Raw genomic sequence first — 13,561 nt, forward strand, 5'->3', positions numbered from 1 at the left:
GAAGGCCATCGCCATGCAAAGCCGTTCGATCTGCTGTTTCTGGGCGCAGGGACGGGACGCAGCACCTGACCTGGTGCGCCGCTGCTGGGATGCCTGGGCGGCGCTCAATCCCGACTGGACGCTGACCGTCTATGACGAAACCGATGCGGCAACGCTCTTCGAAGAGATCGGCCTCGCGCATGTGCCGCGGACCATGCAGGGCCAGGCGGACATCTTCCGCGTGGCGCACCTGGCGCGGTCGGGCGGCGTTTACGTGGACGCGGCGACGGTGCCGATCCAGCCGCTGTCGGACTGGCTGCCGGACTGGGCGGGCGAGGGATTCTTTGCCTTCCACGATCCCTATCGCAAGCGCGAGGTCGAGAACTGGTTTCTCTATTCCGACCCCCACCATCCGATCTCGGAGGCCTGGATCGAGGCGATGCTCGACTACTGGCAACAGCCGCGCCGCCCGCAGATCGCCCGTACAGAGCTCGACCCCGGCGCGGGCGGCGCGCTGGCACATCGCTGGGCGAACCTGAAATGGCGTCTTTTCGACGATGGCGCGCGCGCCAAGAAGGTGATGGAACCGCGCCGCCGTGGCTGGTCGGTGGACCGGGACGGCGGTGCCGCGCGAGCGGTCTACCCGTATTTCTGGCCGCATTACCTTTTTGCCGACATGTTGTCCCGCCGTCCCGAAGCCGCCGCCCGCTGGGACCGGGTGCCCAAGATGCCGTCCTACAAGCAGCTGATGGTCCGGCACTGGAAACGGCGCTTCGGCAGCATGAGCGACGCGTCGCTGAAAAGCCTGATCGTCGGCTCGCAGATGCAGAAGCTGCCGCTTTACACGCAGCCCAGCGACGCGCAGGCGGATCTGATCTTCGACCAGATCGCCTGGCCCTGAACCGTGCGGTTCGCATTCAAGCGACTCAATTTGACCTTCCAGTAAAACTTTCGGCAAATGCGCAGCTTCTACCTGTCATAATCGACAGGTTTTTGCGCAATTCCTGTTAAAATTGACAGGCGTTCGAGGCACAGGTTGACGCTGCGGCATGCCCATAAGGCCTCATCCTGCGCTAACATGTCGGTGTTGGGTCGGTTTGATTGAGGGGGGAGCCCAAGACATACCAGCAACTTGTCAGATGACAGGACGCTTTTAACCCTAATAAGCGCGCTTTCTTCTGTCAGGAGCCCATCTTCTCACCCGGGTAACGGGTCAACTCCTATTGCGACGAAATTTGATAAGGCGAAGGTGCCCTCGATCGAGGGCACCTTTTTTCATTGCAGTTGACCGGGCCGGTCAGGGTGGACTGTTCTGGGACGACCTCAGGATCCGGGTGCCGGCATTGTCCATCTCGACCAGCGTATCCGCGGGGTACTGACCGGGACGGTTGAACGGATCGGGCAGAACCCCGAGAGACATGGCCAGCGCCGCAAGCTCCGCGCGCGAAGTGATCCCCGTATTCTGGATCAGCGCGTTCAGCCGCTGCCGCACCGCCGAGATCGAGATCCCGAGCTCTGCCGCGATGGTCTTGTCCTGGTGGCCCGCACCGATCATCTTGAGCAGCTCGAGCTGCTTTTCGGTGATCTGGTTACGCTCGGGAAATTCCTGTGCGAAGAGCATCAGGTAGCGCTGGTGGCCCATCAAAGCGGCCACGTTCAGCGTCCAGCCATGGGCGCGCACGATGGCCTGCATCTGGCGCCGCGAATGGTCGCCGGAAAAGGTCATTATCGCCGATTGCGGCGGCGAATTCACCCGTAGCGGAATGGAAAACCCGGCGCGTATGCCGTGCCGGGCGGCGATGCGCAGGACCTCGACACGGGCTTCGGGAATGTGGCGGTATTCATCGACGAATTCGATCCCGACCATCAGCGGTGTGAGGTAATGCATCGCGTGGTTGCGAAAGTAGCTCCAGCGCTGCAACTCCGTGTTCTCGTTGATCGCCTGCAGCCAGTTGCTGTCGTAAGAGGTTCGTATGAAAAGGGTTTTCTTCCAGTCCTGGAAAGAGCTCGCAGAGATGAAATCGACGTAAGGAAGCTGTATCCGTTGTCCCAGCGCGACGATCAGTTTCCAGACATCGACCGAACGGGGGGTGTCTTCGAGCTCGAGCAGGAAGGCCTGAAGCAGCTCGGGTGTGTAGCGTTCCGCTTCGACCAGCGGGCGCCGTTCGCTGGGGGGCGGATCAAGCAGTTTCTTCCTCCAGGTGCAGTTTCATTTCGACCAGCACGCGCTGCAGCTCGACCGTTTCCTTGAGCAGGCGCCGGGCCTCGTTGGCCGAGATCACGCCGTCCTCGATCGAGGTATGGTATTCGCCCATCAGCATGGCAAAGCGCTGGCTCAGCGCGATGACGTCGGAATTGACCCCGCCGGAGCGGTCGTTCCGGCGCCGGTCGTCGAAGGACAGCGAGGTGCCGTTGAGTTCTGACAGGGCGGCGGTGACATGCGGGTAGGAGGCCGCTTCCTCGAGCGCGGCCACGGCGTCAACGGGCATGAACCGTTCCGCGTGTTCGGGATAGTCGGAGTAGTAGCGGCCCAGCGTCGCCTTGGATTTTCCGGTAAGTTTGCAGGCGGCCTCGATCCCGACATCCTTGACCAGAGCCTCGGTATGCTTCTTCAGGTACCGCGCAACACTCGACATAACGACCCTTTCAGACTGTCCTTCTGGGAACTGACCCTCCCTTTTCCCATTAATCATTTTGCAAACCAATGTCATTTAAAACCAAGTCCGAAGCTACGGGCATACGAGTGATCGGGCGGCTCCCCATCGCCGGATTTTGTGTAAGGCCGATCCGGGCTGTTGCGGGGGCAGAGTTGCGTGCAAGCGCGATGCCGGGTCGGTCCCGTTTCCAACTGGCGCGGCGGCGGGGCCGGAATCCCCCGGGCGGCTTGCGCCCGCCGTCCCCCGCCGCGCCGCCTTGTCCGGTGCTTTATATGCGATGCAGGTGCGGGCGGGTCACAGACCGCTTCGGCAACTCTTGCGCTCAGGGCCGGGCGTCGGGCATGAACACGCCATGGCCAAGCTCTACTTCCACTACTCCACGATGAACGCGGGCAAATCGACGCTGCTCTTGCAGGCGGCCCACAACTACGAAGAGCGCGGCATGACAGTGGCGCTGATGACCGCTGCGGTGGACCAGCGCGCGGGCAAGGGCCGGATCGGGTCGCGCATCGGGCTGGGGCGCGACGCTGCGACCTTCGACGGCGAAACCGATCTCTTCGCCTGGATCGAGGCGCTGCGCCACAACGGCCCGGTGGCCTGCGCCTTCGTCGACGAGGCGCAGTTCCTGACGCCGGACCAGGTCTGGCAACTGGCACGGGTCGCCGACGACCTGCACGTTCCGGTGATGTGCTACGGGCTGCGCGTGGATTTCCGCGGCCAGCTTTTTCCCGGCTCCGCCACGCTGCTGGCGCTCGCGGACACGCTGCGCGAGGTGCGCACGATCTGCCATTGCGGGCGCAAGGCGACGATGGTGGTCCGGCAGGACGCCGAAGGCCGCGCGCTTCACGACGGAGCGCAGGTGCAGATCGGCGGAAACGAGACCTACGTCAGCCTCTGCCGCCGCCACTGGCGCGCGACGATGGGCGAGGGGTGAGGGCAGGAGAGGTACCGACGCCTGTGCGGCGGCCGAGGGACGGGGAGTGGACGTTCTTGGCAGCGGGCCGATGTCTTGTGGGCGGACGAAGCGGACGTTGCCCAGTCGTGCCAGCGCCGGACCGGGGGACGGCGCATCTGGCGGCTGAGCTGATGCGCTTTATGGTCGCCAAGACCGTTGTCCAGATGAGCTGGGTGCCGAGGGCAAACAAAGCGCCGGCCCATGGGGCCGGTCCGGCGCTGGCACGGCCGCCGCCTGAGGCGGCCTCGATTCCGTGCTCGGAGACCAGGGGCACCGTTCGGCAGGGACACTGAGCCGCCGCTCGCTGGAACTCTGGCGGGTGTATCCAAAGAACCGGTTGTCGCGAAAGCTCTATCGCTTCCATCGTTGGTTCACGTCCCGCGCGCCACGTCCCGGCTCACGCCCGCTCCACCAGCACCGATCCGACAGAATACCCCGCGCCGAAAGAGCAGATCACCCCCTTGTCGCCGGGGGCGAGGTCGTCGGAGTGTTTGGCGAAGGCGATGATCGACCCGGCGGAGGAGGTGTTGGCGTAGTCCTGCAGGATGTTGGGCTGTTCGCCCGCCTCGGGCACGCGGCCCAGCACCTTGCGGCCAATGAAGTCATTCATGGTCTTGTTGGCCTGGTGCAGCCACAGCCGCTTGAGGTCGTCCGCCGTCCACCCCTGCGCCTCGAGATGGGCGCCGATATGGGCCGAGACCATCGGCAGCACCTCCTTGAAGACCTTGCGGCCGTTCTGCATGAACTGCATGTCGCGGCGGTCGGTCACGCCGTCGGGCCGGGTACGGCGCAGGAAGCCGTTGTTGTTGCGGATGTTGTTGGAGAACTGCGTGGCGCAACGCGTTGAATGCACGAGGAAATGTGCGCCCCTGGCGTCGTCGGCGCGTTCGATCACCACCGCGGTGCAGACATCGCCGAAGATGAAGTGGCAGTCGCGGTCGCGCCATTCCAGGTGGCCCGAGGTGATCTCGGGGCTGACGACGAGGGCGCAGCGGACCGATCCCGCGCGCACCATGTCCGCCGCCGCCTGGATGCCGAAGGTGGCCGAGGAACAGGCGACGTTCATGTCGAAGGCGAAACCGCCGGCGCTCAGCAGCTGCTGGATCTCGACCGCGATGGCCGGGTAGGGGCGTTCGTGGTTCGACGCGGCGCAGATCACAAGGTCCACCTCGGACCCGCTGCGCCCCGCCGCCGCCAGCGCATCGCCGCAGGCCGAAAGAGCGATTTCGGCCATGATCCCCGGCTCGTCGTCACTGCGCTGGCGCAGCCGCGGATACATCCGGTCCGGGTCCAGCACGCCGGACTTGTCCATCACGTAGCGCTGCTCGATGCCGCTGGCGTTGGTGATGAACTCGGCGCTCGACGGTCCCATTGCCTCGACCTCGCCCGCGGCGATGGCGTCGGCATGGGCCGCGTTGTACCGGTCTGCGTAGGCGTTGAAGGCGGCGACCAGCTCGTCGTTGGTGATGATCTCCTGCGGCGTGAACACGCCGCTTCCGGTGATGGCGGGTTGAAACATGGGGGTCTCCTCGATTGCGGTGACCACACCCCAGCCGCCCGCCGGGGTCAAGCCCGACGTGGCACCGGGCGCGGTGCCTTGCCTTTGCGGCGCAGCGGGTGTTGGGTCGAGACATGGGACACGGACATCATCATCACCACGTCGATCCCGAAGCCGGCGACCGCAGGGTCGCCGCGGCGGTCGGGATCAATGTCGCGCTGACGGTGGCGCAGATCGCGGGCGGGCTGCTGTCGGGCAGCCTCGCAATGATCGCCGATGCGATCCACAACCTGTCCGACGCGGTGTCGCTGGTCATCGCCTACGGCGCGCGCCGGATCGCGCGGCGCCCGGCGGATGCAGAGATGACCTTCGGCTATGGCCGGGCCGAGGTGGTGGCGGCGCTGATCAATTACACGACGCTGGTGGTGATCGGGCTCTACCTTGTCTACGAGGGTGTCTTCCGCCTGATCGACCCGCAGCCCGTTGCGGGCTGGATGGTGGTGATCATCGCGGGCGTGGCGCTGGTCGTCGACCTCGGCACCGCTGCATTGACCTACGCCTTGTCGAAGACCAGCGTGAACATCCGAGCCGCCTTTCTGCACAACGTGGCCGATGCGCTGGGGTCGCTGGGCGTGATCGCGGCCGGCGTGCTGATCCTGCTCTTCGGATGGATCTGGGTCGATCCGGTGGTGACGCTGATGATCGCGGGCTACATCCTCTGGATGGCCGTGTCCGAGCTGCCGGGGGTGATCCGCATCCTGATGCTGGGCGCGCCGCCGGGCGTGTCGGTCGAGGCGGTGCTGGACGCGATGCGCGGGGTGCGCGGCGTCGAGGACGTGCATAACCTGCACCTGTGGCAGATGGACGAACATCGCGCCGGGCTTCTGGCGCATGTGACGGTGACCGAAGGGGCGTGGCACGAGGCCGATGCGATCAAGGCGGCGGTCAAGGCGCGCCTGCTGGACGGGTTCGACATCGCGCATCTGACGCTCGAGATGGAATGCGCCCGTCACGCCTGCGCGTCCGGTGTCGCGACGGTCGGCGCGGCAGCCACGCGCAGCGTCTGAACCGGGCGCCGTTTTTCTCGGGAAAAACGGATCGGAATTCTCGAGAATTCCGATTCCCGCCGGCATCACGCGGCGCGGATGCCCGCCATCGCGCCCAGCAATGTCGGGATCTTGTCCTTGAACTTGAAGAAGCCTGCCGTGGCGTAGGGCCAGGCCTCTGCATCGAAGGGCCGCAGGAGGCGGCGCAGAGGCAGAGCGTCGATCCGATTCAGTATGTCCGCCGTGGGACCCACGGGCGCATAAACGGTGACGATCTGCTCCGCGCCCGCATCCCTGGCCCAGGTGCCGATATCTTCGGGCGTCCGCAGTCCTTCTGTCACCGGCCCCAGCCGGTCGGACCAGCGCTGCGTCACGTCCGCGAAAGCGCCGCGCTTGAAGGCGCCCAGGTGCGGCGCCGGATGAAGCGGGCTGAAGCCGTCGGTGGCGTCCAGCGTCGCGGTGGCCAGCGGCCTGAGCCCGCGGTCGAAAAGCCAGGCCGGGCTCAGGTCGTCCTCGTGCAGCAGCAGCACGCTTGGCCGCGCGGGATCGAAGCTGTCGCCGGCGGGCGGCGCCATCCGCGGCGGATGCGGCGGGCCGTCGAGCGCCGGGGCCTCCGAGGCCAGCCCTTTCGGGTCGAACCGGCCCTCGGTGTACTTGCGGATGTTCGAGGCGCGCGCGAGGTAGGTCTTGCCCCTGGTCTGCAGCCCGGCGACCCAGCGCCAGCTCAGCGTGTTGGAGGCGGGATCGCCGTCGAGCAGGTGGCGCAGAAAGAAATCCGCGCCCAGCTCCCACGGCAGGCGCAGGGTGAAGACCCAGATCGAGGCGAACCACATCCGGGTGTGGTTGTGCAGGTATCCGGTCTCGGCCAGCTCCCGCGCCCAGACGTCGAAACAGTCGATGCCGGTCCGGCCCAGGCAGGCCGCTTCCCATTCGGCGCGCAGCCCGGACTGGGTCTGCACCCGGTCCCAGGCCTGGTCGAGTCCCGCGCGGTAACCGCCCCAGACCGCCGGGCGCATTTCCAGCCAGCCCTTCCAGTAGGTGCGCCAGAACACCTCCTGCACGAACTTCTCTGCCGCGCTGCGGGAATGGCGGCCCAGCACGGCGCGCAACACCTCCTCCTCGGTCAACAGCCGGTGGCGCAGGTAGGGCGACAGGGTGGATACGCCGGTGTGCTGCCCCGCGCCGCGGTCGTAGTTGCGCTGCGCCGCATAGTCGCGCCCCGCATGCGGCAGGAAACGCTGCAGGCGGGACAGCGCCTCGGTCCGGTTCGGGGGAAAGATGTCGGTCGCGGTCATGCAGCGCAATTAGGCGGCGCCGGATCGGCTTCAAGGCAGCGCAAGGTCGAGCCCCGGCGCAAGGTGCAATTTGCCCGGCAGCCCTTGCAGCCCCTCTGGCCGACCACTAAGATTTACGTAACCTCGACCGAGTAGACATTTTCCCCAAAGAGCAGGCAGGCGGATATGAACGACCCTTATGATACTTACATGAACACGCTCGTCCCGATGGTCGTCGAACAGACGAGCCGCGGCGAACGCGCCTACGACATCTTTTCGCGTCTGCTGAAGGAACGGATCATCTTTCTGTCGGGCCCGGTGCACGATGGCATGTCGAGCCTGATCGTGGCGCAGCTGCTGCACCTCGAGGCGGAGAACCCGTCGAAGGAGATCAGCATGTACATCAACAGCCCCGGCGGCGTGGTGACGAGCGGTCTCTCGATCTACGACACGATGCAGTACATCAAGCCCAAGGTCAGCACGCTGGTGATCGGCCAGGCGGCGTCGATGGGATCGCTGCTGCTGACGGCGGGTGAGGCCGGGATGCGCTTCTCGCTGCCCAACAGCCGCGTCATGGTGCACCAGCCCTCTGGCGGCTACCAGGGCCAGGCGACGGACATCATGATCCACGCGCAGGAGACGCAAAAGCTCAAGACGCGGCTGAACGAAATCTACGTCAAGCACACCGGCCAGACCCTGAAAAAGGTCGAAGCCGCGCTTGAGCGCGACAACTTCATGTCGCCCGAAGAGGCCAAGGAATGGGGCCTGATCGACGAGATCGTGGAAAGCCGTCCGAAGCCCGACGGCGACGACAGCTAAGCCGCCCAACGCCCGGCGCGGGCCTTCCGCGCCGGGCAAATTTGCGATTGTAGACCGGAAATGCCTGTCCTAAGCTGGCGGGAACGTGGGGGCCGGTGACGCGAACCCGGGGCCGGACCGCCCCGAGTGGACCGCGAAAAGGCCGAGAAAGGTGCGATATGGCGACGAATTCTGGCGGAGACAGCAAGAACACCCTGTACTGTAGCTTTTGCGGGAAAAGCCAGCACGAGGTGCGCAAACTGATCGCGGGGCCGACGGTGTTCATATGCGACGAATGCGTCGAACTCTGCATGGACATCATCCGCGAAGAGACCAAGGGCTCGGGCCTCAAATCCGCCGAAGGCGTGCCGACGCCCCGCGAAATCTGCCAGGTACTGGACGATTACGTGATCGGCCAGATGACCGCCAAACGGGTGCTGTCCGTAGCCGTGCACAACCACTACAAGCGCCTGAACCACAGCCAGAAGACCAACGACATCGAATTGTCGAAGTCCAACATCCTGCTGATCGGCCCAACGGGCTGCGGCAAGACGCTGCTGGCGCAGACCTTGGCGCGCATCCTCGACGTGCCCTTCACCATGGCCGATGCCACCACGCTGACCGAAGCGGGTTACGTGGGCGAGGACGTCGAGAACATCATCCTCAAGCTGCTGCAAAGCTCGGAATACAATGTCGAGCGGGCGCAGCGCGGCATCGTCTACATCGACGAGGTCGACAAGATCACCCGCAAGTCGGAAAACCCCTCGATCACCCGCGACGTGTCGGGCGAAGGCGTGCAGCAGGCGCTCCTGAAACTGATGGAAGGCACCGTGGCCTCGGTGCCGCCGCAGGGCGGGCGCAAGCATCCGCAGCAGGAATTCCTGCAGGTGGACACGACCAACATCCTCTTCATCTGCGGTGGCGCCTTCGCCGGCCTCGACCGGATCATAAGCCAGCGCGGCAAGGGGTCGGCCATGGGCTTTGGCGCGGACGTGCGTGACATCGACGAGCGCAATGTCGGAGAGGTCTTCAAGGATCTCGAACCCGAGGATCTGCTGAAGTTCGGCCTCATCCCGGAATTCGTCGGCCGTCTGCCTGTGCTCGCCACGCTCGAGGATTTGGATGAGGAGGCGCTTGTCACCATCCTGACCCAGCCCAAGAACGCGCTGGTCAAGCAGTACCAGCGGCTCTTCGAGATGGAGGATACGACGCTCACCTTCACCGACGACGCGCTGTCGGCCATCGCCAAGCGGGCCATCGCCCGCAAGACCGGCGCCCGCGGCCTGCGCTCGATCCTCGAGGCGATCCTGCTCGAGACGATGTTCGAACTGCCGGGCATGGACGAGGTGACCGAGGTCGTGGTGAACGAGGAATCGGTGAACACCGAGGCCAAGCCGCTGATGATCTACGCAGACCAGAAGAAAGAGGCGGCGACCGCGGGCTGACACCCCGGCCAGAGCGATGGACAGAGGGCGGGGCGAAAGCCGCGCCCTTTTCGTCTGGCATGCCGCGCGACGGTGCCAGCGGTTCGCCGGCTGTGCCGGGTCGCTGCCTTGACGCTGACTTTCGCGCCGTCCATCCGGACGCATTTTCCGCTCGCCGTTCCGCAGAATGCTTGCGGAAAATCCCCAAGTCGTGAAAACTGCGCGCAATCAAGACGCACAGAGCGCGCAACAAAAGGGCAGGGCAGATGGAATTCTCGACCAAGGAAGATATCGAAGCGCCGGTGGACCAGGTCTTTGCCGCGCTCAGTGATTTCGACGCGATCGAACGCTCGGTCATCCGCCGCGGCGTCGAAGTGCGGCGCACCGACACGCTGGACACGCCGGGCGAGGGCATGACCTGGGAGGCGCGCTTTCGCTTTCGCGGCAAGATGCGCGACGCGACCGTCACCATGACCCGCTACGACCCGCCCAATGCGATGGAATTCCAGACCCGGTCCGGCGGGCTCGAAACCCATACGGTGCTGGACTGCGTGGCGCTGTCGCGCAGCCGCACGCGGATCAGCATGGTGCTGGAATTGCAGCCCAAGACCCTCTCGGCGCGGCTGCTGGTGCAGTCTCTGAAGCTGGCCAAGGGCAACATCACCAAAAAATTCCGCGTCCGCGCCGCCGATTACGCCAAGGATCTCGAGGACCGGTTGCGGCAGGCCTGAGAGCGCCCTCAATCGGTGGACTCCGGGGCGGGACGGCGTAAGGTGCCGAAAAACTGTCACGGAGGAGAAGACCATGAAACTGCTACGATTTGGCGCGCCCGGTCAGGAACGTCCCGGGATTCTGGACGCACACGGCGCGATCCGGGATCTGTCTGGCGTGGTCGAGGATATCGCGGGCGAGGTGCTGAGCGATGCGGGGCTCGACAGGTTGCGCGGGATCGACCCCGAAAGCCTGCCACGGGTCGACGGCGATCCGCGCCTTGGGCCCTGCGTGGCGGGTGTCGGCAAGTTCCTCGGCATCGGGCTCAACTACGCCGATCACGCCGCCGAGACGGGCATGGACCTGCCCGAAGAGCCGATCGTCTTTGCCAAGGCGACCTCGTGCATCGTCGGGCCGAACGACGACGTGCAGATGCCCAAGACCTCGGATAAACTCGATTGGGAAGTTGAACTGGGCGTCATCATCGGCACCCGAGCCAAGAATGTCTCGGAGGCCGAGGCACTGAACCACGTGGCGGGCTATTGCGTCGTCAACGACGTCAGCGAACGCGCTTTCCAGGCCAAGCGCTCGGGCCAGTGGACCAAGGGCAAGTCGCATGACGGCTTCGGCCCCATCGGCCCCTGGCTGGTGACCCGCGACGAGGTGCCGGACCCGCAGAACCTGGCCATGTACACAGAGGTCAACGGCCATCGCTACCAGGACGGATCGACGAAAACGATGCATTTCGGCGTCGCCACCATCGTCGCGCATCTGTCGGAATTCATGACGCTGCATCCCGGGGATGTGATCGCTACCGGCACCCCGCCCGGTGTAGGGATGGGGCTGAACCCCCGGGTCTTTCTCAAGATCGGGGATGTGATGGAATTGAGCGTGGCCGGGCTGGGCGTGCAGCGTCAGACGGTCGTGAGATCGGAGTAACGATGACACTTTTACAATCGCTGGCCGCCGCCACGGCCTGCATGACGCTGGCCCTGCCTGCTGCGGCGCATGAATTCTGGATCGCACCGCTGATCTACGAGGTGCCGTCGGATTCGCAGCTGATCGCGGATATCCGCGTGGGCGAGCGCATGGTCGGGTCGGCCAGCGCCTATATCCCGCCGAATTTCCGCCGGTTCGAGGTCCGCATGAACGGCGAGACCTTCGAGGTGCCGGGCCGCGCGGGCGACCGTCCCGCGCTGAACATGCGCAGCCCCGAGGCCGAGGGGCTGGCGGTGGTCGTGCACGAAACCAAGGACTATACGCTCACCTACAAGGACTGGGACACCTTCGTGGAATTCACCGAGCACAAGGATGTCACCTGGGCGCAGCAGGACCACATCGACCGCGGGTTGCCCCGCGACAAGGTGCGTGAACGCTACACCCGCTACGGCAAGAGCCTGATCGGGGTCGGGGCCGCCGAGGGGTCGGATGCAGAGGTCGGCCTGCGGACCGAGATCGTGGCCGAGACCAACCCCTACACCGACGACCTGTCGGACGGGTTCACCGTGCGGGTGCTCTACGAAGGCGCGCCGCGGACGGACACGCAGGTGGAGCTGTTCGAAAAGGCGCCCGGCGCGAAGGAGGCCACGTCGAGCCTGCACCGCACCGATGCCGAAGGCCGGGTCACGCTGCCGGTTGCGGCGGGCCATGAATACCTAGTGGATTCGGTGGTGATGAACCCGCTCGACCCGGGGGCAGAGGACGGCCCGGCCTGGGAATCGCTCTGGGCCTCTCTGACCTTCCGCGCGCCGGTGCAATGACCAAGCTGATCGCGGCCCTGCGCGACGGGCTGGGCGAAGGCGGAGTGCTGACCGGCGACGACGCCGCCCCCTGGTCGCGCGACTGGACCGGGCAGTATCGCTGGACGCCGCTCTGCGTCGTGCGTCCCCGTAGCACGGCAGAGGTGTCGGAGGTGCTGCGGCTCTGTCACGCCGCGGGCCAGCCGGTGGTGCCGGTGTCGGGCAACACCGGGCTCAGCGGCGGCACGTCGGGCGCGGGCGCCGTGATGCTGTCGATGGGCCGGATGAACCGCATCCGCGAGGTCCGGGCCGAGGCGCGGCTTGCGGTGGTCGAAGCCGGGGTGATCCTGTCGTCCCTGCACGACGCGGCAGAGGCGCAGGGGCTGATGTTCCCGCTGACCTTCGGCGCGCGCGGTTCTGCCATGGTCGGCGGCTTTCTCGGCACCAATGCCGGTGGGTCGAACGTGCTGCGCTACGGCAATACCCGTGACCTCGTGCTGGGAGTCGAGGTGGTGCTGGCGGATGGACGGGTGATGAACCTGATGTCTGAGCTGCACAAGGACAACTCCGGCTTGAACCTTCGGCATCTGGTGATCGGCGCCGAAGGCACGCTGGGGGTGATCACCGCTGCGGTGCTGAAACTGGTGCCGAAGCCCGCGGCCTACGCCACAGCGATGGTCGCGGTGCCGTCGCTCGACGCCGCGCTGGGCCTGCTCAATGACCTGCAACGGGCCACCGGCGGCGCGGTGGAGGCCTTCGAGTACATGCCGCGCACCTATCTCGACGCCTACCGCGCGCGCTTTCCCGACACCCGGCCGCCGTTTGACACCGATTACGAGACGACTGTGCTGGTCGAAGTCGGGGCCACCGCGCCGCGCGACGCCGCGCCCGACGCCGAGGGCCGCGTGCCCGTGGCCGTGCATCTGGAGCAGGTGTTGGCCGAACGGCTGGAGGCGGGCGCGGTGCTGGACGCGATCGTGGCGCAGAACGACGGGCAGCGCGCGGAGATGTGGGCAAGGCGCGAGGCTGCTGGCGAGGTCTGCCTGACCCGGCAGCCGATGGTCAACAACGACGTGGCGGTGCCGCTCGACAAGGTATCGGTTTTTCTGGATCGGGCGGGTGCGCGGCTGGCGCGGCTCGATCCCGGTGCGGTGCCGGTGGTGGTGGCGCATCTCGGCGACGGCAACGTGCATTACGCGGTCTGGCCCACGTGCGACGACGCCGCGCTGGCCGATGCGATCATGGAGGCGGTCGAAGACGAGGTGCTGGCGCTCGGCGGGTCGTTCTCGGCAGAGCATGGCATCGGCCTCACCAAGCGCCCGAGCATGGCGCGGCGCAAGGACCGGGTCGCGCTGGAGGCCATGCGCGCGGTGAAGGCGGCGCTTGATCCCAAGGGGATCCTGAATCCGGGCAAGGTGTTTCCAGGCTGAAGCGGTGCGATCCGGCTGCGCCGGATACGAGAGGCGCTGCCTCTCGTGCT

13 protein-coding genes are annotated in these 13,561 nt (G+C 65.9%); 9 read left to right on the forward strand and 4 right to left on the reverse strand.

Translation table 11 applies throughout. The annotated features are described in order from the left end of the window. Positions 1 to 13 precede the first annotated feature (13 nt). The gene (locus DU478_RS22960; protein WP_158545803.1) at positions 14 to 880 is read left to right on the forward strand and encodes a glycosyltransferase family 32 protein; all 867 of its coding nucleotides are present in this window, start codon (positions 14 to 16) and stop codon (positions 878 to 880) included. 396 nt (positions 881 to 1,276) lie between these two features. Here the strand turns inward: DU478_RS22960 and DU478_RS16870 are convergent, their stop codons facing one another. Continuing rightward, the gene (locus DU478_RS16870; protein ID WP_325048106.1) at positions 1,277 to 2,167 is read right to left on the reverse strand and encodes a helix-turn-helix transcriptional regulator; all 891 of its coding nucleotides are present in this window, start codon (positions 2,165 to 2,167) and stop codon (positions 1,277 to 1,279) included. Further along, positions 2,160 to 2,615 carry a hypothetical protein gene (locus DU478_RS16875; protein ID WP_114512136.1) on the reverse strand — a complete coding sequence of 152 codons (456 nt, stop codon included), beginning with the start codon at positions 2,613 to 2,615 and terminating at the stop codon, positions 2,160 to 2,162. The genes DU478_RS16870 and DU478_RS16875 overlap by 8 nt, the downstream gene beginning before the upstream one ends. A 373-nt stretch (positions 2,616 to 2,988) precedes the next feature. Here DU478_RS16875 and DU478_RS16880 point away from each other — a divergent pair, with 373 nt between their 5' ends. Further along, on the forward strand, positions 2,989 to 3,570 hold the full coding sequence (locus DU478_RS16880) for a thymidine kinase (protein WP_114512137.1): 582 nt from the start codon (positions 2,989 to 2,991) through the stop codon (positions 3,568 to 3,570). A gap of 418 nt (positions 3,571 to 3,988) precedes the next feature. Here DU478_RS16880 and DU478_RS16885 read toward each other — a convergent pair whose 3' ends face one another. Further along, positions 3,989 to 5,110 carry a beta-ketoacyl-ACP synthase III gene (locus tag DU478_RS16885; protein WP_114512138.1) on the reverse strand — a complete coding sequence of 374 codons (1,122 nt, stop codon included), beginning with the start codon at positions 5,108 to 5,110 and terminating at the stop codon, positions 3,989 to 3,991. A 113-nt stretch (positions 5,111 to 5,223) separates the two neighbouring features. Here DU478_RS16885 and DU478_RS16890 point away from each other — a divergent pair, with 113 nt between their 5' ends. Further along, entirely contained in the window at positions 5,224 to 6,156 is a 933-nt protein-coding gene (locus DU478_RS16890) for a cation diffusion facilitator family transporter (RefSeq protein WP_114512139.1), read from the forward strand. Positions 6,157 to 6,221: 65 nt separating this feature from the next. Here DU478_RS16890 and DU478_RS16895 read toward each other — a convergent pair whose 3' ends face one another. Beyond that, entirely contained in the window at positions 6,222 to 7,430 is a 1,209-nt protein-coding gene (locus DU478_RS16895; protein WP_114512140.1) for an FAD-binding domain-containing protein, read from the reverse strand. A 165-nt stretch (positions 7,431 to 7,595) separates the two neighbouring features. Between DU478_RS16895 and DU478_RS16900 the strand changes: the two genes are divergently transcribed. The 6 genes from DU478_RS16900 (at position 7,596) to DU478_RS16925 (ending at position 13,511) form a co-directional block, all read left to right on the forward strand. After that, the gene (locus DU478_RS16900) at positions 7,596 to 8,228 is read left to right on the forward strand and encodes an ATP-dependent Clp protease proteolytic subunit (protein ID WP_114512141.1); all 633 of its coding nucleotides are present in this window, start codon (positions 7,596 to 7,598) and stop codon (positions 8,226 to 8,228) included. Positions 8,229 to 8,386: 158 nt separating this feature from the next. Continuing rightward, on the forward strand, positions 8,387 to 9,652 hold the full coding sequence (clpX, locus tag DU478_RS16905; RefSeq protein ID WP_114512142.1) for an ATP-dependent Clp protease ATP-binding subunit ClpX: 1,266 nt from the start codon (positions 8,387 to 8,389) through the stop codon (positions 9,650 to 9,652). Positions 9,653 to 9,897: 245 nt separating this feature from the next. Further along, positions 9,898 to 10,362 carry an SRPBCC family protein gene (locus DU478_RS16910; RefSeq protein ID WP_114512143.1) on the forward strand — a complete coding sequence of 155 codons (465 nt, stop codon included), beginning with the start codon at positions 9,898 to 9,900 and terminating at the stop codon, positions 10,360 to 10,362. 73 nt (positions 10,363 to 10,435) lie between these two features. Continuing rightward, positions 10,436 to 11,281 carry a fumarylacetoacetate hydrolase family protein gene (locus DU478_RS16915; protein WP_114512144.1) on the forward strand — a complete coding sequence of 282 codons (846 nt, stop codon included), beginning with the start codon at positions 10,436 to 10,438 and terminating at the stop codon, positions 11,279 to 11,281. 2 nt (positions 11,282 to 11,283) lie between these two features. Further along, a complete protein-coding gene (locus DU478_RS16920; RefSeq protein ID WP_114512145.1) occupies positions 11,284 to 12,102 on the forward strand; it encodes a DUF4198 domain-containing protein in 819 nt (272 codons plus the stop codon). Continuing rightward, entirely contained in the window at positions 12,099 to 13,511 is a 1,413-nt protein-coding gene (locus tag DU478_RS16925; RefSeq protein WP_114512146.1) for an FAD-binding oxidoreductase, read from the forward strand. Before DU478_RS16920 ends, DU478_RS16925 begins: the two co-directional genes overlap by 4 nt. Positions 13,512 to 13,561: the final 50 nt, after the last annotated feature.

It is taken from the genome of Thalassococcus profundi (genome assembly GCF_003344785.1).
Lineage (GTDB): Bacteria > Pseudomonadota > Alphaproteobacteria > Rhodobacterales > Rhodobacteraceae > Puniceibacterium > Puniceibacterium profundi.

Excerpts from the sequence above, each read along its gene's own strand:
- DU478_RS22960 (WP_158545803.1), top strand. The coding sequence starts at position 14 with ATGCAAAGCCGTTCGATCTGCTGTTTCTGGGCGCAGGGACGGGACGCA.
- DU478_RS16890 (WP_114512139.1), top strand. The coding sequence starts at position 5,224 with ATGGGACACGGACATCATCATCACCACGTCGATCCCGAAGCCGGCGAC.
- DU478_RS16880 (WP_114512137.1), top strand. The coding sequence starts at position 2,989 with ATGGCCAAGCTCTACTTCCACTACTCCACGATGAACGCGGGCAAATCG.
- DU478_RS16920 (WP_114512145.1), top strand. The coding sequence starts at position 11,284 with ATGACACTTTTACAATCGCTGGCCGCCGCCACGGCCTGCATGACGCTG.
- DU478_RS16885 (WP_114512138.1), bottom strand. The coding sequence starts at position 5,110 with ATGTTTCAACCCGCCATCACCGGAAGCGGCGTGTTCACGCCGCAGGAG.
- DU478_RS16875 (WP_114512136.1), bottom strand. The coding sequence starts at position 2,615 with ATGTCGAGTGTTGCGCGGTACCTGAAGAAGCATACCGAGGCTCTGGTC.
- DU478_RS16900 (WP_114512141.1), top strand. The coding sequence starts at position 7,596 with ATGAACGACCCTTATGATACTTACATGAACACGCTCGTCCCGATGGTC.
- clpX (WP_114512142.1), top strand. The coding sequence starts at position 8,387 with ATGGCGACGAATTCTGGCGGAGACAGCAAGAACACCCTGTACTGTAGC.
- DU478_RS16895 (WP_114512140.1), bottom strand. The coding sequence starts at position 7,430 with ATGACCGCGACCGACATCTTTCCCCCGAACCGGACCGAGGCGCTGTCC.
- DU478_RS16915 (WP_114512144.1), top strand. The coding sequence starts at position 10,436 with ATGAAACTGCTACGATTTGGCGCGCCCGGTCAGGAACGTCCCGGGATT.
- DU478_RS16925 (WP_114512146.1), top strand. The coding sequence starts at position 12,099 with ATGACCAAGCTGATCGCGGCCCTGCGCGACGGGCTGGGCGAAGGCGGA.
- DU478_RS16910 (WP_114512143.1), top strand. The coding sequence starts at position 9,898 with ATGGAATTCTCGACCAAGGAAGATATCGAAGCGCCGGTGGACCAGGTC.